Raw genomic sequence first — 24,617 nt, forward strand, 5'->3', positions numbered from 1 at the left:
CCCAAGGCGCGAGTCAACGTGCCGCGAGGGCCCGTTCGGCCGATTCCATGGTGTTGACCAGCAACATCGTGATGGTCATGGGGCCCACGCCGCCCGGCACGGGGGTGATCCAGCCAGCCACCTCCTTGACGCCGTTGAAGTCGACATCGCCGCAGAGCTTGCCTTCGTCGTCGCGGTTCATGCCCACGTCGATCACCACGGCGCCGGGCTTGACCATGTCGGCGGTAAGCACATTGCGCTTGCCCACCGCGGCCACCACCACGTCGGCCTGGCGCGTGTGATACGCCAGGTCGGCCGTGCCGCTGTGGCACACGGTGACGGTGGCGTTGGCCTGCAGCAGCATCAGCGCCATCGGCTTGCCGACGATGTTGCTGCGCCCGATCACCACGGCGTGCTTGCCCTTGAGGTTGCCCAGGCCGATGGATTCGAGCATCTTCATGCAGCCATAGGGCGTGCAGGCCTTGAAGCCGGGCTGGCCCACGACCAGGGCACCGGCGCTGGCCACGTGGAAACCGTCCACATCCTTGAGCGGCGAGATGGCTTCGATCACCTTGTGGTCGTCGATGTGGTCGGGCAGGGGCAACTGCACCAGGATGCCGTGGATGCTCGGGTCGTTGTTGAGCACCTCGACACGGGCCAGCAGTTCGGCCTCGGTCATGGTGGCGGGGTACTTTTCGAGCACGGAGTGCAGGCCGGCGTCCTCGCAGGCCTTGACCTTGTTGCGCACGTAGACCTGGCTGGCCGGGTTGTCGCCCACCAGCACCACGGCCAGGCCGGGCTTGAGGCCCTGGGCCGTCAGCGCGGCGGCACGGGTGGCCACCTCGCCGCGCAGTTGCTTGGACAGGGCGTTGCCGTCGATCAGTTGGGCGGTCATGACAAGGTCTTTCGGGAAGGAAACGGAGGGCGGAAATGTAAAAAGGCCGCGGTCAGGCGGCCTTGTGGTGGGCTGGAAAGCCTCAGGGCTTGGCGGCAGGTGCGCCGGCACCCGGTTGCGCATTGGCCCCCAGGGCGATCTTCAGCAGATCGGCCACGGTGTTGGCATTGAGCTTTTCCATCACGTTGGCGCGGTGGGCCTCAACCGTCTTGATGCTGATGCCCAGGTCGTCGGCGATCTGCTTGTTCAGGCGGCCGGCGACGATGCGCTCGAGCACCTGCGCTTCACGGGTGGTCAGGCGCGACAGCAGGGCGTCGCGGCTGGCGGCCTCTTGCGATTGCGAGAAGGCCACGCGGGCTTCGTCCAGCATGCGTTCGACCAGGGACACCAGGGCGTCTTCCTTGAAGGGCTTCTCGATGAAGTCCATCGCACCCTTCTTCATGGTGTTCACGGCCATGGGCACGTCGCCGTGACCGGTGATGAACACGATGGGCAGAGGCGACTTGCGGTCGAGCAGCTTGTCCTGGAGTTCCAGGCCGCTCATGCCGTCCATGCGGATGTCGGTGATCAGGCAGGCGACCTCGCGGGGGTCGAAACGGGCCAGGAAAGATTCGGCCGAATCGAAGCAGCGCACGCGGTAGTCCTTGCCCTCCAGAAGCCATTGCAGCGAATCGCGCACGGCTTCATCGTCATCGACCACGTAGACGGTGCCTTTCTTGGGGATCAGACTCATGGGGTTGTGCAGATCGTTCGTTGAAGGTGGGAGGGCCATGACAGGCCGTCGTCAAGCCACGCCGCCGCCCGGTACGGTTGCCTCGACCGGGAGGGTGAACGTGAAACGGCAACCCGTCACCAAGGAGCCATTGTAGATGTTCTCAGCCTTGATCCGGCCATGATGAGACTCAATGATGGATCGGCACAAACTCAGGCCGATGCCCAGGCCATCCGCCTTGGTGGAGCTGAAGGCCTCGAACAGCTTGCCCAGCATCTCTTCTTTCATGCCCGGGCCACCGTCGCTGACCGTGAATTCGATCACGGAACCCTGGTCATCCGTGAGCTTCTGCGTGACACGCAGATCGACGATGCGCCTGGATTGGGGCGTGTCGGCGTTGTCGATGGCCTCGGCGGCGTTCTTCAGGAGATTGAGCAGCACCTGCTCGATGAGGATAGGGTCCACACTGATGTTGGGCAGACGCTGGCCGATCACGGCGTTGAGCGTGACGCGGCGCCGTTTCATCTCGAAACTCGCCAGGTCGAGCACGGCATCAGTGATTTCCCTGATGCGGGTCATCTGGCGCTGCGGTTCGCTGCGCTTGACGAACTGGCGGATGCGATGGATGACCTGGCCGGCGCGCTGGGCCTGGCGGGATGTCTTTTCCAGCGCTTCGATCAGGCCGTCGTTGTCGATGGCGCCGTTGCGGATGCGGCTGATCATGCCGCTGCAGTAGTTGGAGATGGCGGCCAGCGGCTGGTTCAGCTCGTGCGCGACGGTAGAGGCCATTTCGCCCATGGTGATCAGGCGGCTGGTGAACTGGGCCTTCTCGGCTTGCCTTGCCGCAGCCTCTTCGCCTTCGCGGCGCTCGGTGATGTCGGTGGCGATCAGCATCTGGGCCAGGCGGCCGTCCGTCCACTGGATGTAGCGGGCGCGCACATCGAACCACTTCTGCACCGAATCGACGAAGGCTTCGCGGGCGTCGCCGCCGGCATCCGTGAGGTGCTGGGTAGGCAGGCCGCCGAAGCTGTCGACCGAGTCATCCGAATCGGCCGCGGCGATGTCGGCGGACACATCCCCGCCGGTGAGCTGCATGTGGGCCTCGGGCGAGCCGCCGAACCACAGGCGGTAGGAGCGGTTGGCGAACAGAAGCTCATTCTGTTGCACGGACACCACCGACACGGCGGCGTCCAGGCCCTCCAGCACGGTGGTGAAGCGCTCATGGGCGGCGCTGAGCTGGTCGCGCACGCGCTTGGCCTCGGTGATGTTGGTCACCGATGTCATCCAGCCGGTCTGGTCGCCTTGCGCGTCGATCAGGGGGGAAACGTACATGCGGGCGTCGAAGGTGCTGCCGTCACGGCGCTGCACCACCACCTCAAGGCCTCCGGTGGGGCTGCGGCCCAGCAGTTCCTGCTGGAACATGCGGTTGAATTCGTCCAGGCGGTCCTTGGGCCAGTAGGGGTAGGGCGGGGTGCAGCCCAGCAGTTCCTGCTCGGAGAAGCCCGTCATCGCGCAGAAGGCGGGGTTCACGTAGGTGATGCGGCCTTCCAGGTCGATGGTGCGCATGCCGGTCAGCATGGAGTTCTCCATGGCTCGGCGGAAGTTGGTTTCCTGCACCAGGGTCTTCTGGATGTCGGTGCGGCGGCGCATGTGCTGCAGGGTGCCCAGCAGCGTCCACACGGTGAAGCCGGACAGGGCCACGACCATCCAGAACAGGGTGTTGCCGATCAGGCTGGAGGAGGTCTTGAACCCCTCGCCGCGCAGCAGCAGGCCGTTGCCCACCGGGGTGACGATCACCTCGTGCACGAAGGTCGGCCGTGCGGCCCGGCCCTCGGGCTGGGGCGTGACGGCGCTGGTCAGGCGCTGCCCGTTGATCTGGATCAGGCTCATGGCATGCCGGGCGGCGATCTCCCGGGGCACCAGGAAGCGCATGAGCGAATCGAGCGAGTACTCGGCCACCAGCGTGCCGACGAAACCACTGCGGTCGATCAGGGGCACGTGCACCTGCACCACGCGCAGCCCGTTGGTGTTCTGGTAGGCCTGGGAATAGACCGGCTGGCTGCGCTCACGGGCCAGGCGGAAGGCGCTGCGGGCCTCGTCACGCGGGGGCAGGGTCGGCTGGACGAAGCTGTCCATCGGCGGCGTGAAGAAGTCGGTCTCCAAGGCGCGGCTAGCGTCCAGCGGGGCGCTCATGCCGCTCTGGCTGGCCTTGATGCGCTCGTTGGCCTGCACCCAGCTCACGCTGAGCACCTCCGGGCGGGCCCGCACGAAGTCGGCCGCCTGGTTCATGAACTGCTCGGGGTTGACAGCCCGGATGCTGATCTCGCGGGCCAGCCGCAGCAGTTGCTCCTGGTTCTCGATCAGGCGCAGACGGATCTGCTGCTGAACGATTTCAGTGTCCCGTTTGACGGATTCCTGCTCGCGCTCGAGCTCTTCATTACGCAGGTACCAGAAGGCCACGATGATGGCCGCCAGGAACAGCATGACGGAGACCAGGGGGCCCAGGGTGGCGTAGCGGTCCTGGGCATTGGGGGATTGTTGACGCCACCAGCGCCAGAAGAGACGCCGGGCCTCACCCACGGGGCGGGGAGGCTGGGGCGGCGGCAGGTGGGGGGTCGTTGAGTGGAAAACCATCCTCAAATTATCAATGTGGTTTGCCGCGCACGCCAATGGCGAAATTACGGCTACATTCGCCGTGGTTTGCGCCCGCTTATCCAGTGGACGTGAACGCTGTTCCTGTGTCCATACTCGGAGACAGGTTTCATACTCTAGGAGACTCACCCATGTCTGCTCTTGATCCGATCCCGTCCGCATCCATGGACATGGATCCCCAGGAAACCCGTGAATGGCTCGACGCGCTCTCCGGCGTGATCGAGACCGAAGGCCGCGCCCGCGCCCACGACCTCCTGGAAAACCTGCTCGACCACGCCCGCCAGGCTGGCATCGACATGCCGTTCTCGGCCAACACGGCTTACGTCAACACGATCGCGGTGGAAGACGAGGCCCACCACCCTGGCAACCTCGACATCGAAGAACGCCTGCGCAGCTACATGCGCTGGAATGCCATGGCCATGGTGGTGCGCGCCAACCGCCATCACCCCGAAGATGGCGGCGACCTGGGCGGGCACATCTCGTCCTTCGCCTCGCTGGCCACGATGCTGGGCATTGGCTTCAACCACTTCTGGCATGGCGACACGCCCGACCACGGTGGCGACCTGCTCTATATACAAGGGCACTCGGCCCCCGGCATCTATGCCCGCGCCTTCATGGAAGGCCGCATCAGCGAAGAACAGCTCATCAACTTCCGCCAGGAAGTCGGTGGCAAGGGCCTGTCGAGCTACCCGCATCCCAAGCTGATGCCGGAGTTCTGGCAGTTCCCGACCGTGTCCATGGGCCTGGGCCCCATCACGGCCATCTACCAGGCCCGTTTCCTGAAATACCTGCACGCCCGCGGCATTGCTGACACCTCCAAGCGCAAGGTCTGGGTGTTCTGCGGCGACGGCGAGATGGACGAACCCGAATCGCTGGGCGCCATCGGCCTGGCTGCGCGCGAGAAGCTCGACAACCTGATCTTCGTCGTCAACTGCAATCTGCAGCGCCTGGACGGCCCGGTGCGCGGCAACGGCAAGATCGTGCAGGAGCTCGAAGGCGAGTTCCGTGGCTCCGGCTGGAACGTGATCAAGCTGCTGTGGGGCAGCTACTGGGATCCGCTGCTGGCCCGCGACAAGGACGGCATCCTGCGCAAGATCATGATGGAAATGGTCGACGGCGACTACCAGGCGTGCAAGGCCAACGACGGCGCCTTCGTGCGGCAGCACTTCTTCGGGCGCGATCCGCGCACGCTGGAAATGGTGGCCCGCCTGTCTGATGACGACATCTGGCGCCTGAACCGTGGCGGCCATGACCCGCAGAAGGTGTACGCGGCCTACAACGAGGCCGTGAACCACACCGGCCAGCCTACCGTGCTGCTGATCAAGACGGTCAAGGGCTTCGGCATGGGCAAGAGCGGTGAAGGCAAGAACACCGCCCACCAGACCAAGAAGCTCACGGACGAGGACATCAAGATCTTCCGCGACCGCTTCAACATCCCGGTGGCCGACGAAGACATCCCCAAGCTGCCCTTCATCAAGCCGGCCGACCACACGCCGGAGATGACCTACCTGCAAGAGCGCCGCCAGGCCCTGGGCGGCTACCTGCCCAAGCGCCGCCCCAAGGCCGAGGAGTCCTTCAAGGTGCCCGAGCTGGATGCCTTCAAGAGCGTGCTCGAACCCACGGCCGAAGGCCGCGAGATCTCGACCACCCAAGCCTTCGTGCGCTGCCTGACCCCGCTGCTGCGTGATGCGGCCCTGGGCCCGCGCATCGTGCCCATCCTGGTCGACGAGGCCCGCACCTTCGGCATGGAAGGCCTGTTCCGCCAGATCGGCATCTACGCGCCTGAAGGCCAGAAGTACACCCCGGTCGACAAGGACCAGGTCATGTACTACCGCGAGGACAAGGCCGGCCAGATCCTGCAAGAGGGCATCAACGAGGCGGGCGGCATGAGCTCGTGGATGGCGGCGGCGACGTCGTACTCCACGAACAACCGCATCATGGTGCCGTTCTACATCTACTACTCGATGTTCGGCCTGCAGCGCATTGGCGATCTGGCCTGGGCGGCCGGCGACATGCAGGCGCGCGGCTTCCTGCTGGGCGGCACCTCCGGGCGCACCACGCTCAACGGTGAAGGCCTGCAGCACGAAGACGGCCACAGCCAGCTGTGGGCTGGCTCCATCCCCAACTGCCTGAGCTACGACCCCAGCTTCGCCCATGAAGTGGGCGTGATCATCCAGAACGGCATGAAGCGCATGGTCGAGGAGCAGGAAAACGTCTTTTACTACCTGACGCTGCTCAACGAGAACTACGCCCAGCCCGGCCTGCGCCAGGGCACCGAAGAAGAGATCATCAAGGGCATGTACCTGCTGCAGGAAGGCGATCTCAAGGGCGCGCCGAGCGTGAACCTGCTGGGTGCGGGCTCGATCCTGCGCGAGTCGATCGCCGCGCGCGATCTGCTGGCCAAGGACTGGGGCGTGAGCGCCAATGTGTGGAGCTGCCCGAGCTTCAACGAACTGGCCCGCGACGGCCAGGCCGCCGAGCGCTGGAACCTGCTGCACCCTGGCCAGGCCCCGCAAGAGGCCTTCGTGACGAAGCAGCTGTCGTCACAAGCCGGGCCGGTGGTCGCCTCCACCGACTACGTGAAGGCCTTGCCGGAGCAGATCCGCGCCTACATCCCCAAGGGACGCAGCTACAAGGTACTGGGTACGGACGGTTTCGGCCGCAGCGACTTCCGCTACCGCCTGCGTGAGCACTTCGAGATCAACCGCCACTACATCGTCGTGGCCGCGCTCAAGGCGCTGGCTGACGATGGTGTGCTGCCGATCGAGAAGGCCGCGCAAGCCATCGCGAAGTACGGCATCGACGCCGACAAGATCAACCCCCTGTATGCCTGAGGCCGTCCGTCATGCCTTTGATTGAACTGACCGTGCCTGACATCGGTGACGTCACCGATGCGGCCGTGATTGAACTGCTCGTGAAACCGGGCGATACCGTCAAACCCGAGCAAAGCCTGATCACCATCGAATCCGACAAGGCCTCGATGGAGGTGCCTTCGTCGCAAGGCGGCGTGATCAAGGAGTTGCGCGTCAAGCTGGGTGACAAGGTGAGCCAGGGCTCCGTGATCGGGGTGCTGGAAGTCGGTGCCGCTGATGCGGCCGCAGCGCCTGCGCCGGAGGCTGCGCCTTTGCAGCCTCCGGCTGCGGCCCCCGTTGCAGCGGCGCCCGCCCCCGTGGCGGCTGCGCCTGCACCAGCGGCTCCTGCTGCCGCACCGTCCGAGCGCACCCACCCGACGGCATCGCTGCCCGCCGTGGAAGCATCCGCACCGGCTGCCGTGCCTCACGCTTCACCCTCTGTGCGGCGGTTTGCCCGTGAACTGGGCGTGGCGCTGGACAAGGTGCCGGGCTCCGGCCCCAAGGGCCGCATCACCCATGTGGATGTGCAGAACTACGTCAAGGGCGTGCTGGCCGGCGGCGGTGCGCAAGCAACTGCTACAGCCAGCCCGGCGGGCGCCGCCGACCTGGGCGGCATGACCCTGCTGCCCTGGCCCAAGGTGGATTTCGCCAAGTTCGGCCCCATCGAGCGCCAGCCGCTGTCGCGCATCAAGAAGCTGTCTGGGGCCAACCTGCACCGCAACTGGGTGCGCATTCCCCATGTCACCAACAACGACGAGGCGGACATCACCGAGCTGGAGGCCTTCCGAGTCAAGCTCAACGAAGAGCACGCCAAGAGCGGCCCCAAGTTCACCTTGCTGGCCTTCCTGCTCAAGGCCTGCGCGGTGGCGCTCAAGCGCTTCCCGCAGTTCAATGCCTCGCTCGATGGCGATGACCTGGTGCTCAAGCAGTACGTGCACATCGGCTTCGCGGCGGACACGCCCAATGGCCTGGTCGTGCCCGTGATCCGCGATGTGGACACCAAGAGCCTGGCCCAACTGGCGGCTGAAACCGCCGCGCTGGCCGCCAAGGCCCGCGACGGCAAGCTCGCGCCGGGCGACATGCAGGGCGGCACCTTCTCGATCTCGTCATTGGGCGGGTTCGGCGGCACCACCTTCACGCCCATCATCAACGCGCCCGAGGTGGCCATCCTGGGCGTGTGCCGCTCGGCGATGAAGCCCGTGTGGAACGGCTCGTCCTTCGAGCCGCGCCTGATCGTGCCCCTGAGCCTGAGCTATGACCACCGTGTCATCGACGGCGCATCGGCGGCCAAGTTCAACACCTATCTGGCCGGCCTGCTGGCGGATTTCCGACGCGTGGTGGTGTAAGACATGGCCTTCATCGACATTCCCGTGCCCGACCTGGGCGACATCGCCGATGCGGCGGTGATCGAGATCCTCGTCAAGCCCGGCGACCGCATCAACGCGGAGCAGAGCCTGATCACCCTGGAGTCCGACAAGGCCTCCATGGAGGTGCCTTCGCCGAAAGGCGGGGTGGTGGGCGAGATCAAGGTGAAGCTGGGCGACCGCGTAGGCCAGGGGCAGGTGATCCTGACGCTGGACGTGGAGGGCGCTGTGGCGACAGCACCGGCCGCGGCAGCGCCTGCTCCGGCGCCTGCTTCGACATCTGCACCAGCGCCCGCGCCTGCGAACGCCCCCGCAGCAACGGCATCGCAGCCCCCGGTCCAGGCCAAGGCGGCACCCGCCGTCAACGCCCCGGCCGAGACCGACTGCGACGTGCTGGTGCTCGGCGCTGGCCCTGGTGGCTACAGCGCTGCCTTCCGCGCGGCCGATCTGGGCCTGAAGGTGATCCTGGTGGAGCGTTATGCCGAACTGGGCGGCGTGTGCCTGAACGTGGGGTGCATCCCCTCGAAGGCGCTGCTGCACGTAGCCGCCGTGATGGACGAGGTCAAGCACTTCGATACGCTGGGCGTGGTCTACGGCAAACCCCAGGTCGACCTGGACAAGCTGCGTGCCCACAAGAACGCCGTGACGGGCAAGCTGACTGGCGGCCTCAACGGCATGGCCAAGGCCCGCAAGGTGCAGGTGCTGCGTGGCTATGGCACCTTCACCGACGCGCACCACCTGCAACTGGAAGGCACCACCGGCGCCGGCCAGGACAAGAACGGCGAGACGCGTACCGTGAGTTTCAAGCGCTGCATCATCGCTGCGGGCTCGCAGGCCGTGCGCCTGCCGTTCCTGCCCGATGATTCGCGCATCGTGGACTCCACCGGTGCGCTGACCCTGCCGCAGGTGCCCAAGCGCATGCTGGTGATCGGCGGCGGCATCATCGGCCTGGAAATGGGCTCGGTGTATGGCGCGCTGGACTCCAGCATCGACGTGGTCGAGATGAGCGATGGCCTGATGCCAGGCGCGGACCGTGATCTGGTCCAAGTCTGGCAGAAGTTCAACGCCAAGCGCTTCGGCCGCATCCTGCTGGGCACCAAGACGGTGGCCGCAGAAGCCACGGCCGAGGGCATACGCGTGAGCTTCGAATCGGCCAAGGCCGGTGAGCCCGCACCGGAAGCCGGCGTGTACGACCTGGTCTTGCAGGCGGTGGGCCGCACGCCCAATGGCCGCAAGATCGGTGCTGACAAGGTGGGCCTGACGGTCAACGAGCGCGGCTTCATCCCGGTGGACGAGCAGATGCGCACCAACGTGCCCAGCCTGTTCGCCATCGGCGACATCGTGGGCCAGCCCATGCTGGCGCACAAGGCCGTGCACGAGGGCCATGTGGCCGCCGAGGTGATCGCAGGTGAACTGCTGGGCGACGAGGCCCTGGCCCGTTCTGCCTTCGACGCCCGCGTGATCCCCAGCGTGGCCTACACGGATCCGGAAATCGCCTGGGCCGGCCTCACGGAAGAGCAGGCCAAGGCGCAGGGCCGGGCGATCAAGAAGGGCGTGTTCCCCTGGGCCGCCTCGGGCCGTGCGCTGGCCAATGGCCGCTCCGAAGGCTTCACCAAGCTGCTGTTCGATGCGGAGACCCACCGCATCGTGGGCGGCGGCATCGTGGGCACGCACGCGGGCGATCTGATCGGCGAGGTGGCCCTGGCCATCGAGATGGGCGCCGACGAGGTCGACATCGGCAAGACCATCCATCCGCACCCCACCTTGACCGAAAGCGTGGGCCTGGCGGCAGAGGTCGCGCACGGCACCTGTACCGATCTACCGCCCCCGCGCAAGCGTTGATCTGTCCTGAAAGCCTCGATGATGAGGCTTGATGACACACGGCCAGCACCACGCTGGCCGTGCTCATTTTTGGCATGCGCAAGCCCATGCGGGGCTGCAGATTTTGCTTGGTTTGATGACCCCATAAGGCGCCCGTAAACCCGCTACTTCATATGTGCAAGGGGAGTGGATGGGTAAAAAAATGCGAAGCGCGTTGCTCCATGTGACTCGATTGCACAAAATCGATTGGCTGGCCGCAATGCGAGGCTGGCGGTGCAACACAACGCCATACGACTTCCGAACAAGCAGAGCCCCGAGATGGACGCCGATCAACCTTTCCACCTATACATCGCCGACGAAGACCCGACCCTGCGGGACATGCTGTCGAACTACCTCGAGAAGCAAGGCCTGATGGTCACGCCTGTCGGGTCGCTCGATGACCTGTTGCACCGCACGCGGCAACTGCGCCCCGATCTGATCGTGCTGCAGTCGGGCCTGTCGGGTGTCAACGGCGTGCAGGCCTGGGACCGCTTCCAGACCGAAGGCTTTCAGGTGCCGGTGATCTTGCTGACCGCTTCACAGCAGGATGTGCTGCGGCTCAAGAACGAGACCGGCGCAGACGACTGCCTGTGCAAGCCCTTCTCGGTGCGGGAGCTGTTCTCGCGCGTGGAGAACGTGTTGCGCCAGGCCTCGTTCGTGCCGGGTACCCCGATGGACACGCAGCGCCAGGTCAGCATCGGCGAGTACACCTTCGTGGTGGCCGCGCGCGTGCTGCGTCGTGGGGCATCGGTGAGGGTGTTGTCGTCCGTGGAGTACGCCTTACTCACCGAGCTCACGTCCAACCCCGGTGTGGCCTTGTCGCGCGAGCAACTGCTGGCGGCGTCGCACACGCGCAAGGATGCCGTGATGCTGCGCACCATCGATGCCTCGATCATGCGCCTGCGCAAGGTGGTCGAGCCCGAGCCGGCCTTCCCGCGCTACATCCAGACCGTGCGTGGGCACGGTTACATGTTCGTGCCGCAGGAGCACGGCACCTGGCACCCCGGCCATGCCCTGGCCGAGCAGGCCGGTGGCGAGGCGCTGATCAGCTGATCCACCCCGCTAGGCGCCATCGCCCCCTTCATGCCCCAGGCCGCAAGGCGCTGGGGTATTTTCATTGTGGGGGTGCATTTTGCATGTCGGTATTGTTAGTTCATATTTGATCGTTTGGCATGCTTTTATATTGATGGCGACATCATGTGATTTCACATTTTCAATGTGATGATGATTGATTTTGTGTGGCGTGTTTTTATGTGATTTGCTAAATTGGTGATCTCATATATTCAATGATGAACAAGGTGCTTAAGTGGTCGATTATTGGACTCAATAAATAAGTGCTTCGAAAATAGGATTGCTCATCCTCAATTTCCTGATGGAGATGACAGATGGGCAACATCAATGCAAGCTCGAATATCAGGTCTGGCATACCTGCAACGGCCACAGGGGCCTGCCAGCCCAAACAGCCGATAGGCAAATTCGAGTTCAACAGCAAACAATATGGGCCCGCGGTGGCCACGGCCCTTTCGGTGGCGGACACCGTGGGCGACGCTGCCAGCGCGGTGGTCAGCTTCAGCGAGAAGGGGCTGCAGGAGCTGGCCAAGCGACCTGCTGAGGCGTACGACCTCGCCAAGGACGCCGTGCACACCGTGGGCGAGGCTGTCGATGCCGTGGAGGACGGCGTGGAGGCGGCGGCCAGCGAGGTGGCATCGCTCGCGAACAAGGGGCTGCGCCAGCTTGAAAATGCCTACGACACGGTAAAGCACGTGGCCTCCAGCGTGGGGCAGGGTGTGGCCTCCGGCCTCAAGTTGACCAACAAGGCTTCTGACGCGGTGTCAGACGTGCTGGTGTCTGCCGCCAAGGAGGTGGGCTCGAGCGCCGCCACGGTGGCCGGCTACACGGCCCTGGGCCTGGGTGCGGCCGCCTCCAGGCTCACCGACCTGATCTGAGCCGGGAGCAGGCCATGGCGTCCCGACACATTTTTTGCGCGAGACGGGGCCTGCTGGCCGGTCTGTTGCCGAGCTTGCTTTCCATGGGGGGCTGCACGGTTTTCAGTTCCGCGCCCTTGTGGGAGGTGGCCAAGGTGGCCGGCATGGCCGCCAGCAACAGCCTGGGCCAAAGCAAGGCGATCAACACGATCTACCTGCCACATGAGCCGGTCAAGCAGGTGTGCATCGAGTTCAACCGGGACAGCCAGGTCGCCGATTTCATCCCCGCACTGCAGGCCGAGCTCAATGCCCGGGCAGTGCAGAGCAGGGTATATGAGCCCGGTGTGGTGCTGGATACCTGTCCGGTCTGGTTGAGGTATCAGGCCTATATGCAATGGGCCCAGCCTCCCTTGTCCGACAAATATAAATTCTACATGACGGCGGCGACCATCACCCTGCAATCGGGCGATGGCCGCATATATGCCAGCAGCAGCTATGAAACGAATGATAATTTCGGTGTCGCGAAATGGACGTCCACGCGCAGCAAGATAGCGCCAGTGGTCGCGGCCGTGATGACCGGCATCGAATGACGAAAGGGCACGACCGTGACAACTTCCAGTAATCGCCTGGCCTGGCTGGCCGGTGCATCCTCCCTCGCGCTCGCCGGCTGTGCCGGGGCACCCGCCAGCATCGTTCAGGCGCCGATGAGCGCGCCGCCGAACCAGCCGCCGGGCTATGTTGAGCGCATCAACAACGGCGCGATCTTCCAGGCGGGCATGGCCACCGGCTCGCTGTTCACCACGGACCGCCGCCCGCGCAATGTGGGCGACACGCTCAAGATCGACATCTCCGAGACGTTGACCGCCAACAGCGCGCAGGACACCAAGACCAGCCGCGAGAACGAGGTCTCGTCCGTGGGGCCGGGCGGCTCCGGGTCGGGCAGCAGCTTCATCGACCGCCTGATGAACCTCAATGCCAAGGCGTCGGGCAGCGATGCCTACAAGGGCAGCGGCACCACCAGCAACAACAGCAAGTTCGAGGCGCAACTGGCCGCGTCGGTGATCAATGTGCTGCCCAACGGCAACCTGGTGGTGGCCGGTGAGCGCAGCATTCTGCTCAACGGCAACATGAACACCCTGCGCTTCTCCGGCGTGGTCAACCCGCGCGACATCCGCTCCAACAACGTGGTGGCCTCGGCCGATGTGGTGGATGCCCGCTTCGAGGTCGGCGGCAAGGGCGACGTGGCACAGAGCGTGTCGCGGACCTGGTTGCAGCGTTTCCTGACCAACACCCTCACGGTGTGGTGATGTCGGCCGGTGCGGCCTTCCTGGGAGAGTGCCATGACACGGTATGCAAGGATGCTGCGGACACTGCTGCTGCCCGCGGCCTGTACCTTCGCGGCGGCCGAACCCGCGCGAGCCCTGGATGTCGAGCGCGCCGTGCGCATCGATGATTCGGCCAGCGTGGCTGGTCGGCAACTGATGCTCAACGGGGCGGGTGTGGCCCGGCGGCTGGTGTTTCGGGTCTATGCCATCGGGCTGTACCTGATCGACCGCAAGGACACGGCCGCAGAAGTGCTCGCCACGAAGGGGCCACGCAGGATCACCATCGCGGTGCTGCGGGACATCAGCGGCGCGGACTTCCAGCGCGCGGTGGCGGACCACGTGCACCGCCTTGCCCTGCAGCACGACCGTGATGTCGTGCAGGCCCAGATGGTGGGCCTGGTCAGAGCGATCTCGCGCCAGCCCGAAGGTCTGCGTGAGGGCGACACGCTCACGCTGGACTGGGTGCCGGGCACAGGCACCGTGGTGCAACTCAATGGCAGGGCCCTGGTGGCGCCCATGCCGGGCCAGGCCTTCTACAACGCGCTGCTCAGCATCTGGCTGGGCGACGATCCGGCTGAACCGTCGCTCAAGCCCAAGCTGCTCGGGCGGCGCTGGAGCTGAGCGCGCGGTCCATCAGCCACGGGCCCGCAGCAGCCGCAGGCCATTGGCCACCACCAGCAGGCTCGCGCCCATGTCGGCAAAGACGGCCATCCACATGGTGGCGCTGCCGGCCAGCGCCATCACCAAAAACACGGCCTTGATGCCCAGGGCCAGCGAGATGTTCTGCCAGAGCACCACCCAGGTCTTGCGTGACAGCGCGATCGCCGCGGGGATGCGCCGCAGGTCGTCGTTCATGATGACCATGTCGGCGGCCTCCATGGCGGTGTCCGTGCCTGCGCCGCCCATGGCGATGCCCAGGTCGGCCTGCGCCAGGGCAGGGGCGTCGTTAATGCCATCGCCGACCATGGCGACGGGGCCATGGCTGGCACGGAGCGCCTGAAGGGCATCGAGCTTGTCTTGCGGCAGCAGGGCTCCCTTGGCCTCGGCGATGCCAGCCTGGCGGGCCACGACCTCGGCCGTGGCCTGGTTGTCGCCGCTAAGCATCACGGTGCGGATGCCCATGGCCTGCAGTTCGGCCACCGCTTGCGACGAACTGCCCTTGATGGCATCGGCCACGGCGAAGATGGCTTTCACCCCGTCGGGGCCGCTCAGCAAGGTGACGGTTCGGCCCGCCTGTTCGTGCCGAGCGAGTTCGGCCTCCAGCGCGGGGCTGCAATGGCCTTGCTCATGCATCAGGCGGTGGTTGCCCAGCAGGTGGCACTGGCCATCGACCAGGGCTGAGAAGCCCTTGCCGAGCAGGGCTTGCAGTTCGCTCACCACCGGCACACCACCAGAGGTCTTGCCTTCTGACAGCCCACGGGCAACAGCTTGCGACACGGGATGGTCGGACCGGCTGGCCAGGGCATGCGCCGTGGCGGCCAGCCCGGCATCGGCGGCTTGAGTGGCTTCACCGTTCCAGGCGGCCCACTCGACCAGGCTGGGCTTGCCTTCGGTGATGGTGCCCGTCTTGTCCAGGGCCACCACGCGGATGTGGCGGGCGTTCTCCAGGTGCACGCCCCCTTTGATCAGCACGCCACGTCGAGCGGCGTTGGCCAGTGCGCTGACCACGGTCACGGGGGTGGAGATCACCAGCGCGCAAGGGCAGGCGATGACCAACAGCACCAGGGCCTTGTAGATGGCTTGCAGCACCGTCCAGCCGGCAACCCACGGCCCCAGCGCGGCTACCGCCAGCGCAATCACGAACACCGCGGGGGTGTAGATGTTGGCGAACTGGTCCACGAAGCGCTGTGTAGGCGCGCGCGATCCCTGGGCCTGCTCCACCGCGTGGATGATGCGTGCGAGCGTGGTGTCCTGCGCCTGCGCGGTCACGCGGAAGGTGAGTTCACCCGCCTGGTTGACCGTGCCGGCGAACACCTGATCGCCCGGCGCCTTGTCCACGGGCAGGCTTTCACCCGTCACGGGGGCCTGGTCCACAGAGCTGCGGCCTTCGGTGACCACGCCATCCAGCGGCAGGCGTTCGCCGGGGCACACCCGCACCAGGGCCTGCAAGGGCACGTCAGCGGCGGGCACATCGGCCCAGGAGCCGTCGGGTTGCGCGACACGGGCCTGCGCCGGCGCCAGGTCCAGCAGCCCCTGGATCGCGTTGCGTGCGCGGTCCACTGATCGGGCTTCGATCAGCTCCGCGATGGCATACAGGGCCATCACCATGGCCGCCTCGGGCCACTGGCCGATCAGGAAGGCGCCCGTCACGGCAACCGTCATCAGCGCGTTGATATTGAGCTTGCCCCGGCGCAGCGCGGCCAGCCCCTTGGTGTAGGTGTCCAGCCCGGACAGCGCGATGGCCAGTGCCGCCGTGGCCAGGCTCAATCCCTCGAACAGCATCGTCTCAGGAGCGAAGTAGTGGATGCTTTCCGCCACCAAGGCCATCACCAGTGCCGCGATCAGCCGGGTCAGCCCACTGGCGCCGGAGGGCTCGTGCGCATGCTCATGGAGATCGCCTGCTGATGCTGGGTGGGCATGGGCATGCTGATGTTCGGCCGCCTTGTCGTCGCCACAATGGTCATGCCCGGAGCAGCACGCGTTGCCGGCCTGGGCCTGAGGTGCCGCTGCGACCACCTGCACCGCAGCCAGTGCGCTCACGGGCTTGGGATCGAACCCGGCCGCACGGATGGCCTCCAGTGCTTGCCTCAGCGCGTCGTCCGGTGCGGTGACGCCCAGGGTGCGCGCGGCCAACTGAAAGCGCAGGGACTGGATGCCGGGCACGCTTTCCAGCGCCTGGCGGATCTCACGCTCTTCCACCGGGCAGTCCATGGTGGCAATGCGGAATGTTCGTTGCACGGGCTTGCGGGGCAGGGTGTTGGTGTCCATGTCTGCATTGGAAACCCTATAGTGGGTGTAGAGTCAAGCCATGAAGATCGGTGAACTCTCCTTGGCCACGGGCACGTCTGTCGAAGCCATCCGTTTCTACGAGCGCGAAGGTCTTCTGCCCGCCCCGGCGCGCAGCAGTGGCAACTACCGCATCTATGGTGAAGACCACGTTGCGCGTCTGGCCTTCATCCGCCATTGCCGCTCGCTCGACATGGCGCTCGATGAGGTCCGGGTGCTGTTGCGCTTCAAGGATGCGCCTCAGGATGATTGCGGCGAGGTCAATCGCGTGCTCGATGAGCACATCGACCATGTGGCGCACCGCATCGGTGATCTCAAGGCGCTGGAGCAGCAGTTGCGCACCCTGCGCAGCCAATGCCAGGCCCCCCAAGGCCGCGGCGCTTGCGGCATTCTGGAAGGCTTGAGCAAGGCTGCGGTGCATCAGGGTGATGCGGTATCGGGCAGCGGGCAGGGGCATGCACACCATGTGCCGCGTTCCCATGGCCGTCATTGAGGAGTCACCATGAACCCCGGCCCTCAGGGCCCCGAAGCCAAGGCCCTGCAATCCGCGGAACGACAGCGGGCGGCACGCAGCAGCACGTTGGTCAGTGTCGTGGCCAACATCGTACTGACGGTGGCGCAGGTGATCACCGGTGTATGGGAGTCAGCCAGGATAAGGCCAGAAATAGCACATAAGCGGAAAAGTAATAACGAATTAGATCGTTATGCAGTTCCAGGTCACCCCAGTTCAACTTGCACTGAACCTGATTGCCGGGCCGTGAGCACCACAACATGTGAAAAGCAGTCGTTGGGAGCGGAATTCAGCTTCAACAGTTGCATTTCAAGTGAAGCGCCCCGGGTTTCGAGGAGTCCAGTTGGTTTAAGTCAGGCGGTCGCGGCCTGACCAGCGCGCTGGTTTTCCACGGTGTCTCCATAGGACGGGGTTGGCAACTTCAAGTTGTGCCGTTGGCAGCCCCAACTTGTTTGTTGGCAGGGCTAGGTTGTCCCGACAAGAACGAAAAGCAGCCAACAAGCCAGCGCAAAAAAGTTGACATAATATACAAACTGTTGCCTGTGGATGCCGGCAGAACGAAGTAGGCAAGGGCGCTGCTTACTGCGCCCGCATCCCTGTCGAGCCACCACGCGAGGCAAAACATGAGGGCCAGCACGGCAGGCGTCGTCCGCTTGCCGAGCGTGGCCCACCACTCTTTTAGTTCGTCAGTCTTGGCGCGGGATGCGTGCAAGTCGAAGATGAACGGCGTTGGGTCAAGGCCGGCCATCTCGCACAGCTTCATCAGCCGGATTTCATCCGGGCGGCTGAGGCCGTGGCGGTAGTTGTACATGGTGTTGTCGGACACGCCCAGCTCGCGGGTGAGCCGGTAGTCAGACGGGTAGCCCTTGGCGCGCTTTGCGGCGTCCAGCAGTTCAAGGTAGGTCATGAATCCCCCGATTCCACGTACGTACGGGAGTGCACGTACGAATGGGCATATTGTTGCCTTAATCGCACAGTAGGGTGAACCCCCATAGTGGGGTGGCTCAAGCACGCTTGCATATTAATGATGCCTTGGGGTATCTTTCGAACCGTCGGCGCGGCTTCACACCAAAACCTCCCCCGGTTCCCCGCGCCGGCCCCTACGGGGCAGGGGAGGTAACGGAACGGGGGTTCTATGAATTCTGAAGCGACGGCCCGCAAGGGCGAGCGTGTCGAAGATGGCCCGGGTGCTCATGTGAGCCCCGGGCCTTCGCGTTTGGCGGATCCGGTGCGCGCGAAGCTGCTGCGCGCCCTGGATGAGGGCATTCGGGCTGTGGCGGTTGAGCGCCGTTCGGCCGTCTATCAGCATGGGTGGGGTCTACGCGGGGCGCTGGCGGTAATGTCGGGCTATTTGGAGTCGGATGAGCCAGAGATTGCGGAAAAGCTGTGGCAGATCCTGAAGGAGGCCACAGAGTGACCCACACCCTCAACCTCTTTGGCGTCAAGCTCAAGCTGTCGCCCACCATCGAGCAGGGCGCCGCCGCCGTGCATGTCGAGGCCGCAAAGTTCGGCGTCGTCATGGAACGCCGCACGGTGCCGGCGAAGGACATCGCCGTCGCCATCGACGCCTTCACCACCGTGACGCAAGAGGCTGAGGCCCTGATGCGAGGTGCCGGGCGTTGCGCCCGCGTGATGTCGGATGGCAAGGCGTGCGGCTTGACCGCCCCGTGTCCTGACTGCGGTATGGCCCTTCACGACGTGCCGGAGGGCTCATGAGCGGCGCCGCCATCCTCTGCGCCATGGTGCTGCACCTGGCGGCCTGGCACCCAGAGCCGGGCTACAACAGCGACACGCCGGGCATCGGCGTGTCATGCGAGCGCGGCGCGGCCCTGGTGGCGGCCGGCTCGATGCGCAACAGCGAAGGCGGCGAGTCCCGCTATCTGGTTGGCGGGCTCTACGCCGGGGCGTGGGGCCCACTTAAAGCCGGCGCCGTGCTCGGCGTCGTTGACGGCTACCGGCGCAACCATGGCGGGCCGCTGCCCGTCGCTGCAGGCCTGCTGGCCGTGGACCTGGGCGCCGGCTTCGGCGCTCGCTTCCTGATCGTGCCACCCGTGGACAAGGGCTCTGCCGCTGTTCACCTGGCCATTACGCGGAGGTTTTGATCATGCGTTTCCCTCGGAACATCTCGCTGCGGGTGGACTGGCGTAGTCGCTGGGGCTTGATCATCGCCATCAACGTAGGTGACACGCTGCTTGGCATTCAGGTCGGGCCTGTGCTTTTCCGCATTGAAACGGGGTGGTGATATGAACGCACCCATCAATGCACAAGCCCTGGCGGGTGTTCAGGTCGCAGAGTGGAAGTCCCTCGCGGCCCTCACGGGCAAGACCTTCGCCCAGGTGGCTGTACAGGCCATGAAATCGCGGCTCAAGGGCCGCAGGGTGCTCACGGCGTCCGACGTGTGGGCGGACCTGTCGGAACGCACCCGCGACATCCTCGTGATCATGGCCACGGGCCGGGCGAACGCTGATCGCCTGCGCTGGGACCAGCTCACCGAGGATGAGCAGTTCAAGGTGGGCGCCCTGGCGCGCTCGCTGCTGGGCGAACTGAGCGCGGGCGCGCTGATGCTGCGGCCATGAGCGAGCCTCACAACGGCGGGCCGGCCCTGCTGCTCAAGGAAAAGGGCGTGTTCGTCTTCGCGAGCCGGCTGCATCCGAATGAGCCGGGCGACAAGCGAAAGTTGCGCCTGTGGGTGGCTCTGTTCATGCCCGGGGCGGACATGCCTGTGTCAATGAGTCGGAACGGGTGGACGGGCGCGGAGCGGTGGTGCGTCGTTGATGACTTTGGCAATCTGGTGCTGGTGCCGGCATGAAGTTCGCAAGCTGGGGCGAAATCGGCCGACGCACAAGCCTGGGCACGGCCACGTGGCACAAGACCATCGAGAAGCAGCGCGCCCGCCGTGAGCAGCGTGAGGCCAGGCGCGCAGCGGATGAGCGCCTGGCCATGCTGCAGATCGAGCACTGCGCGGCAACGCTGGCGGCCATGCCGGTGCACCCTGATGCCAGGCCGCGCGACGTGCGCGCCCTGGCCGAACGCCGGGCCGCCCTGATGGTGGATCGCATCGCTCAGGGCGGCGCCACCGGCATGGCGCTGTGTGCGCTGGTGCCCTGGCTAAACGGCCAGGTGAAACCGCTGCAGGGCCGGCCGCTGCGGGCCAATCGCAACGCCGATGAGGCCGAAGCCGTCAAGGGCCTGCTGGCCCGCGCCACGTGCAAAGACTGGTGGTATCGCGCCCTGCGCAAGGCCGCCACGGTCGAGCGCGAGGCGCAGGGCAGGGCGGGGCAGCGCGTGTGCGCCAGCCGGCAGCCCTACATCACGAACGAGACCATGCGCCGCAAGCTCGATCAGGACGCGGCGAACGCGGCCATGCTCGCGGCCACCGAGCTTGAAAACGAGGATGGCCAGGTGTTCAGCCTGGCCAGGCTGGCGGAAGTCAGCGTAAGCAATCCAGCCATCCGGCGCGGGGAGTTGATGACCCGTATCAGGGGCTGTGAAGAGTGGGCCGAAGCCCACGGCATGGTGGGCATTTTCACCACGCAAACCGCACCAAGCCGCTATCACGCGGTGCACCGCCATGGAGCCGTCAATGAAAAATGGATTGCAGCAGCAAAGCCCACCCCGAAGCATGCGCAGCAGTGGCTGTGCGATGCCTGGGCCCGTGCCCGTGCCGCGCTTGATCGCGGTGGCTTCGGCATTTTCGGCTTTAGGGTGGCCGAGCCTCACCACGATGGCACGCCCCATTGGCACGGCCTGTTCTGGTGCGCCCCTGAGAACGTTGAGGCCGTCCAGCGCGTGATAAAGCACGCCTGGCTCAATGATGTGATGGATGAGCCCTGCGGCCCCTGGCAAAAGGGCAAGCGGGGCAGGTCGCGCGGTGGTCGGTGGGCGCCTCTTTGTCTGATGGAGCCTGGCGCGCTGGAACACCGGTTCAAGGCCATCCGCATGGAAAAGGGCGGGGCCTCGGGCTACATCGCGAAGTACATCGCCAAAGGCATCGACGACGAAGGCGCGGTAGGCATGGAGGGCCATGACGATGAGATTCAAGGGCGCGTGGTCCGTATGGAACAGGGCGATCTTTTCGGCGGCGGCGCTCGCCGCGTGCGTGCCTGGGCCAGCGCTCACGGCATCCGCCAGTTTCAGCCTATCGGGCAACCACCCGTCACTGTGTGGCGAGAGCTTCGCCGCGTCAGTGAGGCTCAGGCGCTCATGGCCAGTGAGCGCATTCAGGGCATGTGGCAGGCGGCCCAGCGCGAAGGCGTACAGCGCGCCTCGTGGGCCTCCTACATGGTGCGCCAGGGCGGCGCCTTCTGCGGCCGGAAATACCGCGTGCAGGTCGATCAAGAAGCATGCGAGCACGCCGGCCGCTACGAGAAGACCACCGAGCAAAAGCCGGTGGGTGTGCTGGATCGGATCGAAGGCCGCCGCGCGGCCAGTGATCGCAAGGAGTGGCGCCCGCGTGGGGCATGGGGTGCAAGGGCGAACAGCCAGCAGCAGCGGCCAGTTAAGCCGCCATCGGCCGATGGGGGCCGCGCTCTGGCTGTTCACCCTTGGACCCGTGTCAATAACTGTACGGGGCCATCAGCGCGCGAGCGCTTCCCCTGGGCCTTCGCCGACGATTGGCGGGCGGCCTATAACGCCCACATGGGCATAGATCCTTTGGAACCGGGGGCGGTTGACCAAAGGAATCACCATGCAAGAAATTTCGAAGACCCTAGGCCAGGTCACCACCGGCCTGCAAACCGCCCTGAACCTGCTGGGCATCTCGCGCGGCCTGGTTGAGGCCGCCACAGCCACGGGCGTGCCGGCTTCGGCGCTGGAACGCGTGGATACGCTGGAAAAGGCCGTGCAGGCCCTGGCTGAACATGTGGCAACGCTGCAGCGTGACGATGTTCAGGATGATGCGCGCGTGGAAACAGTGGCCATGGCCATGGCTGGCCAGGATAGCGGCTTCGCGGCGCTGCTGGAACGCGTCACGGCCCTGGAAGCCGCGCAGAAGCAGGCGCCCACCACGCCGGCCAAACCCAAGAAGGCGCCCGCCAAGAAGACCGCGAAGGCCAGCGCCTGACCATGGCGGCCGACAACGTGATCGGCCGGTGCAAGTGCCCGGTGTGCCAGCGCACAAAGGGCAGCTTGCGTCTGAGTGTCAAGCAGTTGGTGTACGTCGTGTGCGATGCATGCAATAGCCAGACGTTTGCCCGCTCCGAAAGGTCGGATGAAATGCTGCGCGCGCTGCTGATCAGCGAACCGGCACCGGAGCCCGCACCGGCCCCTGAACCAGCCCCGGCGCCAACGCCGGCACCAACACCCGCGCCGGCCCCTGTGCCAGCGCCTGCGCCTGCGCCCAAGCGCGCGGGCTGGGGGATCCTCGGATGAGCGATCAACAAGAAGCCACGGCCCAAGCGGCCGACCCTTTCGCGGAACTGGTGGGCCGCGCCAGTGCCATCGACGGCGCTGGCCAGGCGCTGCAGGACCAGCACCAGGCCGACGAACAGGCCGAACTGATGCGCCAGGCCGCCAGCGTCGAAGATGACCTGTGCGACGTGCTAAAGATGGCGCGCGGCATGCTGGCGGCCGGCTTTGCATGGTGGCCGCAGTTCAACACCGTGTGGAACGATGATGTCTTGAAGGGCATCGCCATCAATGGCGCCGCGATCATGGCCCGCCACGGCTGGACCATGGTTGAACTCATGGCGAAGTGGGGTCCGTACATCGGCCTGCTTGGCGTCACGGCGCCGGCTGCGTACGCCACGTGGCAGGCCATCGGGGAGCGTCGGGCAGAGTTGGAGGCGCAGGCCCATGGCAGTCACCAATAAGGCCTGCATTGAGGCCTACATCGGGCAATCCGGCTCGGGTAAGGGTGTCAGCATCAAAGCCAGGCTCAAAGAGCTTGCCGGAGTGCCGCTGATCATCTGGGATCCGCGCAATGAATACGGTGAGCACGCGAAGGCAGTGGACATGGCTGGCGTGCTGGCTGCAGGCCGCGCCATCAAGGCCGGCAAGGCGCCACGCGTGCGCTTTGTCCACGATGGCAAGTCCTCGATGGATGAGGCCTTTGCCACCATCTGCGCCGTGGCCTTCACAGCGGGCAATTGCGTGTTCCTCGCTGAAGAGTTGTCCGACGTGACAAAACCAAGCTGGGCCCCGCCAGAGTGGAAGCGCATCTGCACCCAGGGCCGCCACGTCGGCCTGATCGTGCTGGGCGCGGCCCAGCGGCCGGCGCTGATCGATAAAAATTTCCTGGGCAACTGCACGTACCTGCGTGCGTTCAGCCTGCGCTATGCGAACGACAGGCGGGCCGTGGCTGAGGCCCTGGACGTGCCGGTGGCCGACGTGGCGGCCCTGGTCACCTCGGACGATGAGGACCAGGGCTTGCCGGTCATAACCACAAAAATCATGTGGCTGGAAAAGGATTTCCGTCGCAACCAGCTCACACCGGGCGGCGTCACCGTCAGAAAAAATCGGGAGCCTACGTAGGAGCTACGTACGGGCGTGGGATGTTGACGACGTTGGGGCGGCCTTGCCAAATGCAGCGGGGTCAACCGACCATTCAACCAATCCAGCAAAGGAAACTCTCATGCCCGCTCAGATCAAGAATGCAGCAATCACCACTGGCGTCGTGCTCGTAACCCTGTACCTGCTGAACCAATTCAGCGCCACGCGCGGCATCGTCCAAAAGGCGATCACGGGCGCCTGATCCTCTCGTCCGGCATCGCCGGGCTTTTCGCATGTGTGGAACCGGGGGAGGTGACACAACATGCGCACCATCCGCCTGCCACAGGTCCAAAACGTAGGCCCCAATCAGCGCGCGTCCCTGCGGCTCCCGCTGGGCGTCGTGTACGAAAAACTCTACTTCCGCATGGGCGGCAACATCGTCACGGGTGTGCTGTCCAACATCGTGTTGAAGCTCAACACGAAGGAATTCCAGCGCTGGGCCACCAGCGCCGACATGAACGCCCTGAACGGATACAAGGGCAACATCGTCAACGCCAATTTCATGGTCATGGACTTCACCGAGCGCCAGGCCAAAGAAGAAGTCGGCATGAAGATGGGCGCCATTGCGGCCAGTCAAGATGCCGGCGTGCAAGACTTTACGCTGGAATTCGACCTGGGCAACTACGCGGCCAGCACAGCCAACAGCATAGAGGTGTGGGCCGACGTGGACGTGCCCAGCGCGAACACGATCATCCAGCGTGTGCAGTACGGCCAAAAGACCATCGCTGCCGCTGCCGAAGAACAGATTTTCGTGCCCTACGGCGCCCAGGGCTTCCAGCTTAAGCGTCTGATCATCAAGCATGCCAACGTGGCCAGCGTGCGCGTGCGCCGCGATGGCGCCGAGGTGTACGAAAACCTGCCCGTGGCGCTTGCCAACGTGCGTCAGCAAGACTTCGGCCGCGTGCCGCAGGGCGGCTATCACATCGTTGACTTCCTGCCCGACTCGCTGCAGTCCAACGCGCTGAACACGGCCGGCACGCGCAACGCCCAGGGCGCGCAGCTTGTGCAGAACCTGGACATCCGCGTGACCACCACGGCGGCCGACACCCTCACCATCTATACCGAGAGCTACGACCTGAACGGGCGTCTGTGATCGGGGCACAGCCA

General features: G+C 65.2%; 25 protein-coding genes. 20 read left to right on the top strand and 5 right to left on the bottom strand.

Annotated elements, in window-relative coordinates; all coding sequences use genetic code 11:
• Positions 1-13: 13 nt before the first annotated feature.
• The 3 genes from folD to WAQ08_RS05755 form a co-directional block, all read right to left on the bottom strand.
• A complete protein-coding gene (gene folD, locus WAQ08_RS05745) occupies positions 14-874 on the bottom strand; it encodes a bifunctional methylenetetrahydrofolate dehydrogenase/methenyltetrahydrofolate cyclohydrolase FolD (protein WP_422189874.1) in 861 nt (286 codons plus the stop codon).
• An 82-nt stretch (positions 875-956) separates the two neighbouring features.
• The gene (locus WAQ08_RS05750; RefSeq protein ID WP_422189876.1) at positions 957-1,607 is read right to left on the bottom strand and encodes a response regulator transcription factor; all 651 of its coding nucleotides are present in this window, start codon (positions 1,605-1,607) and stop codon (positions 957-959) included.
• Between the two features lie 51 nt (positions 1,608-1,658).
• Complete coding sequence (locus tag WAQ08_RS05755) at positions 1,659-4,220, bottom strand: PAS domain S-box protein (protein WP_422189878.1); 2,562 nt, start codon at positions 4,218-4,220, stop codon at positions 1,659-1,661.
• A 149-nt stretch (positions 4,221-4,369) separates the two neighbouring features.
• Here WAQ08_RS05755 and aceE point away from each other — a divergent pair, with 149 nt between their 5' ends.
• From aceE to WAQ08_RS05795, 8 genes are all read left to right on the top strand, one after another.
• Entirely contained in the window at positions 4,370-7,072 is a 2,703-nt protein-coding gene (gene aceE, locus WAQ08_RS05760; RefSeq protein ID WP_422189880.1) for a pyruvate dehydrogenase (acetyl-transferring), homodimeric type, read from the top strand.
• A gap of 11 nt (positions 7,073-7,083) precedes the next feature.
• Positions 7,084-8,436, top strand: coding sequence for a dihydrolipoyllysine-residue acetyltransferase (gene aceF / locus WAQ08_RS05765; RefSeq protein ID WP_422189882.1), 1,353 nt, complete (start codon positions 7,084-7,086; stop codon positions 8,434-8,436).
• 3 nt (positions 8,437-8,439) lie between these two features.
• Entirely contained in the window at positions 8,440-10,296 is a 1,857-nt protein-coding gene (lpdA, locus tag WAQ08_RS05770) for a dihydrolipoyl dehydrogenase (protein WP_422189884.1), read from the top strand.
• A 297-nt stretch (positions 10,297-10,593) separates the two neighbouring features.
• Positions 10,594-11,367, top strand: coding sequence for a response regulator (locus WAQ08_RS05775; protein WP_422189886.1), 774 nt, complete (start codon positions 10,594-10,596; stop codon positions 11,365-11,367).
• Positions 11,368-11,822: 455 nt separating this feature from the next.
• A complete protein-coding gene (locus WAQ08_RS05780) occupies positions 11,823-12,260 on the top strand; it encodes a hypothetical protein (protein ID WP_422189888.1) in 438 nt (145 codons plus the stop codon).
• 14 nt (positions 12,261-12,274) lie between these two features.
• On the top strand, positions 12,275-12,829 hold the full coding sequence (locus WAQ08_RS05785) for a cell division protein FtsI (protein ID WP_422189890.1): 555 nt from the start codon (positions 12,275-12,277) through the stop codon (positions 12,827-12,829).
• Between the two features lie 15 nt (positions 12,830-12,844).
• Positions 12,845-13,546: a flagellar basal body L-ring protein FlgH gene (locus tag WAQ08_RS05790; RefSeq protein WP_422189892.1), complete on the top strand. Its 702-nt coding sequence runs from the start codon at positions 12,845-12,847 to the stop codon at positions 13,544-13,546.
• A gap of 33 nt (positions 13,547-13,579) precedes the next feature.
• A complete protein-coding gene (locus tag WAQ08_RS05795) occupies positions 13,580-14,185 on the top strand; it encodes a chalcone isomerase family protein (RefSeq protein WP_422189894.1) in 606 nt (201 codons plus the stop codon).
• Positions 14,186-14,197: 12 nt separating this feature from the next.
• Here WAQ08_RS05795 and WAQ08_RS05800 read toward each other — a convergent pair whose 3' ends face one another.
• Positions 14,198-16,492, bottom strand: coding sequence for a heavy metal translocating P-type ATPase (locus tag WAQ08_RS05800; protein ID WP_422189896.1), 2,295 nt, complete (start codon positions 16,490-16,492; stop codon positions 14,198-14,200).
• A 40-nt stretch (positions 16,493-16,532) separates the two neighbouring features.
• On the opposite strand from WAQ08_RS05800, the gene cadR reads away from it, so the two are divergent.
• Both cadR and WAQ08_RS05810 read left to right on the top strand, forming a co-directional pair.
• Complete coding sequence (gene cadR / locus WAQ08_RS05805; protein ID WP_422189898.1) at positions 16,533-17,003, top strand: Cd(II)/Pb(II)-responsive transcriptional regulator; 471 nt, start codon at positions 16,533-16,535, stop codon at positions 17,001-17,003.
• Between the two features lie 9 nt (positions 17,004-17,012).
• Positions 17,013-17,393, top strand: coding sequence for a hypothetical protein (locus tag WAQ08_RS05810; RefSeq protein WP_422189900.1), 381 nt, complete (start codon positions 17,013-17,015; stop codon positions 17,391-17,393).
• Between the two features lie 49 nt (positions 17,394-17,442).
• Here WAQ08_RS05810 and WAQ08_RS05815 read toward each other — a convergent pair whose 3' ends face one another.
• Positions 17,443-17,928: a hypothetical protein gene (locus WAQ08_RS05815; protein ID WP_422189902.1), complete on the bottom strand. Its 486-nt coding sequence runs from the start codon at positions 17,926-17,928 to the stop codon at positions 17,443-17,445.
• Between the two features lie 228 nt (positions 17,929-18,156).
• On the opposite strand from WAQ08_RS05815, the gene WAQ08_RS05820 reads away from it, so the two are divergent.
• The 10 genes from WAQ08_RS05820 to WAQ08_RS05865 all read left to right on the top strand — a co-directional run bounded on the left by WAQ08_RS05820 (position 18,157) and on the right by WAQ08_RS05865 (position 24,603).
• Positions 18,157-18,438: a hypothetical protein gene (locus WAQ08_RS05820; RefSeq protein WP_422189904.1), complete on the top strand. Its 282-nt coding sequence runs from the start codon at positions 18,157-18,159 to the stop codon at positions 18,436-18,438.
• The gene (locus WAQ08_RS05825; protein ID WP_422189906.1) at positions 18,435-18,737 is read left to right on the top strand and encodes a hypothetical protein; all 303 of its coding nucleotides are present in this window, start codon (positions 18,435-18,437) and stop codon (positions 18,735-18,737) included. Before WAQ08_RS05820 ends, WAQ08_RS05825 begins: the two co-directional genes overlap by 4 nt.
• The gene (locus WAQ08_RS05830) at positions 18,734-19,123 is read left to right on the top strand and encodes a hypothetical protein (RefSeq protein ID WP_422189908.1); all 390 of its coding nucleotides are present in this window, start codon (positions 18,734-18,736) and stop codon (positions 19,121-19,123) included. The genes WAQ08_RS05825 and WAQ08_RS05830 overlap by 4 nt, the downstream gene beginning before the upstream one ends.
• 141 nt (positions 19,124-19,264) lie before the next feature.
• Positions 19,265-19,597 (top strand): hypothetical protein, encoded by a 333-nt coding sequence (locus WAQ08_RS05835; RefSeq protein WP_422189910.1) that lies wholly within the window; start codon positions 19,265-19,267, stop codon positions 19,595-19,597.
• Positions 19,594-19,830 (top strand): hypothetical protein, encoded by a 237-nt coding sequence (locus WAQ08_RS05840; RefSeq protein WP_422189912.1) that lies wholly within the window; start codon positions 19,594-19,596, stop codon positions 19,828-19,830. The genes WAQ08_RS05835 and WAQ08_RS05840 overlap by 4 nt, the downstream gene beginning before the upstream one ends.
• Before the next feature lie 131 nt (positions 19,831-19,961).
• Positions 19,962-21,797: a replication endonuclease gene (locus WAQ08_RS05845; protein WP_422189914.1), complete on the top strand. Its 1,836-nt coding sequence runs from the start codon at positions 19,962-19,964 to the stop codon at positions 21,795-21,797.
• The gene (locus WAQ08_RS05850; RefSeq protein ID WP_422189916.1) at positions 21,709-22,083 is read left to right on the top strand and encodes a hypothetical protein; all 375 of its coding nucleotides are present in this window, start codon (positions 21,709-21,711) and stop codon (positions 22,081-22,083) included. Before WAQ08_RS05845 ends, WAQ08_RS05850 begins: the two co-directional genes overlap by 89 nt.
• A gap of 304 nt (positions 22,084-22,387) precedes the next feature.
• Entirely contained in the window at positions 22,388-22,831 is a 444-nt protein-coding gene (locus tag WAQ08_RS05855; RefSeq protein WP_422189918.1) for a hypothetical protein, read from the top strand.
• Positions 22,815-23,492, top strand: a complete 678-nt coding sequence (locus WAQ08_RS05860; protein WP_422189920.1) for a hypothetical protein — start codon at positions 22,815-22,817, stop codon at positions 23,490-23,492. The genes WAQ08_RS05855 and WAQ08_RS05860 overlap by 17 nt, the downstream gene beginning before the upstream one ends.
• 280 nt (positions 23,493-23,772) lie before the next feature.
• The gene (locus WAQ08_RS05865) at positions 23,773-24,603 is read left to right on the top strand and encodes a major capsid protein P2 (protein ID WP_422189922.1); all 831 of its coding nucleotides are present in this window, start codon (positions 23,773-23,775) and stop codon (positions 24,601-24,603) included.
• Positions 24,604-24,617: the final 14 nt, after the last annotated feature.

This window comes from Aquabacterium sp. (genome assembly GCF_049274795.1).
GTDB lineage: Bacteria > Pseudomonadota > Gammaproteobacteria > Burkholderiales > Burkholderiaceae_C > Aquabacterium.

What these genes read in the sequence shown, in the direction of transcription:
- folD (WP_422189874.1), bottom strand. Translation starts at nt 874, where the DNA reads ATGACCGCCCAACTGATCGACGGCAACGCCCTGTCCAAGCAACTGCGC.
- WAQ08_RS05750 (WP_422189876.1), bottom strand. Translation starts at nt 1,607, where the DNA reads ATGAGTCTGATCCCCAAGAAAGGCACCGTCTACGTGGTCGATGACGAT.
- WAQ08_RS05755 (WP_422189878.1), bottom strand. Translation starts at nt 4,220, where the DNA reads ATGGTTTTCCACTCAACGACCCCCCACCTGCCGCCGCCCCAGCCTCCC.
- aceE (WP_422189880.1), top strand. Translation starts at nt 4,370, where the DNA reads ATGTCTGCTCTTGATCCGATCCCGTCCGCATCCATGGACATGGATCCC.
- aceF (WP_422189882.1), top strand. Translation starts at nt 7,084, where the DNA reads ATGCCTTTGATTGAACTGACCGTGCCTGACATCGGTGACGTCACCGAT.
- lpdA (WP_422189884.1), top strand. Translation starts at nt 8,440, where the DNA reads ATGGCCTTCATCGACATTCCCGTGCCCGACCTGGGCGACATCGCCGAT.
- WAQ08_RS05775 (WP_422189886.1), top strand. Translation starts at nt 10,594, where the DNA reads ATGGACGCCGATCAACCTTTCCACCTATACATCGCCGACGAAGACCCG.
- WAQ08_RS05785 (WP_422189890.1), top strand. Translation starts at nt 12,275, where the DNA reads ATGGCGTCCCGACACATTTTTTGCGCGAGACGGGGCCTGCTGGCCGGT.
- WAQ08_RS05795 (WP_422189894.1), top strand. Translation starts at nt 13,580, where the DNA reads ATGACACGGTATGCAAGGATGCTGCGGACACTGCTGCTGCCCGCGGCC.
- WAQ08_RS05800 (WP_422189896.1), bottom strand. Translation starts at nt 16,492, where the DNA reads ATGGACACCAACACCCTGCCCCGCAAGCCCGTGCAACGAACATTCCGC.
- cadR (WP_422189898.1), top strand. Translation starts at nt 16,533, where the DNA reads ATGAAGATCGGTGAACTCTCCTTGGCCACGGGCACGTCTGTCGAAGCC.
- WAQ08_RS05810 (WP_422189900.1), top strand. Translation starts at nt 17,013, where the DNA reads ATGAACCCCGGCCCTCAGGGCCCCGAAGCCAAGGCCCTGCAATCCGCG.
- WAQ08_RS05815 (WP_422189902.1), bottom strand. Translation starts at nt 17,928, where the DNA reads ATGACCTACCTTGAACTGCTGGACGCCGCAAAGCGCGCCAAGGGCTAC.
- WAQ08_RS05820 (WP_422189904.1), top strand. Translation starts at nt 18,157, where the DNA reads ATGAATTCTGAAGCGACGGCCCGCAAGGGCGAGCGTGTCGAAGATGGC.
- WAQ08_RS05830 (WP_422189908.1), top strand. Translation starts at nt 18,734, where the DNA reads ATGAGCGGCGCCGCCATCCTCTGCGCCATGGTGCTGCACCTGGCGGCC.
- WAQ08_RS05835 (WP_422189910.1), top strand. Translation starts at nt 19,265, where the DNA reads ATGAACGCACCCATCAATGCACAAGCCCTGGCGGGTGTTCAGGTCGCA.
- WAQ08_RS05840 (WP_422189912.1), top strand. Translation starts at nt 19,594, where the DNA reads ATGAGCGAGCCTCACAACGGCGGGCCGGCCCTGCTGCTCAAGGAAAAG.
- WAQ08_RS05845 (WP_422189914.1), top strand. Translation starts at nt 19,962, where the DNA reads ATGCTGCAGATCGAGCACTGCGCGGCAACGCTGGCGGCCATGCCGGTG.
- WAQ08_RS05850 (WP_422189916.1), top strand. Translation starts at nt 21,709, where the DNA reads ATGCAAGAAATTTCGAAGACCCTAGGCCAGGTCACCACCGGCCTGCAA.
- WAQ08_RS05855 (WP_422189918.1), top strand. Translation starts at nt 22,388, where the DNA reads ATGAGCGATCAACAAGAAGCCACGGCCCAAGCGGCCGACCCTTTCGCG.
- WAQ08_RS05860 (WP_422189920.1), top strand. Translation starts at nt 22,815, where the DNA reads ATGGCAGTCACCAATAAGGCCTGCATTGAGGCCTACATCGGGCAATCC.
- WAQ08_RS05865 (WP_422189922.1), top strand. Translation starts at nt 23,773, where the DNA reads ATGCGCACCATCCGCCTGCCACAGGTCCAAAACGTAGGCCCCAATCAG.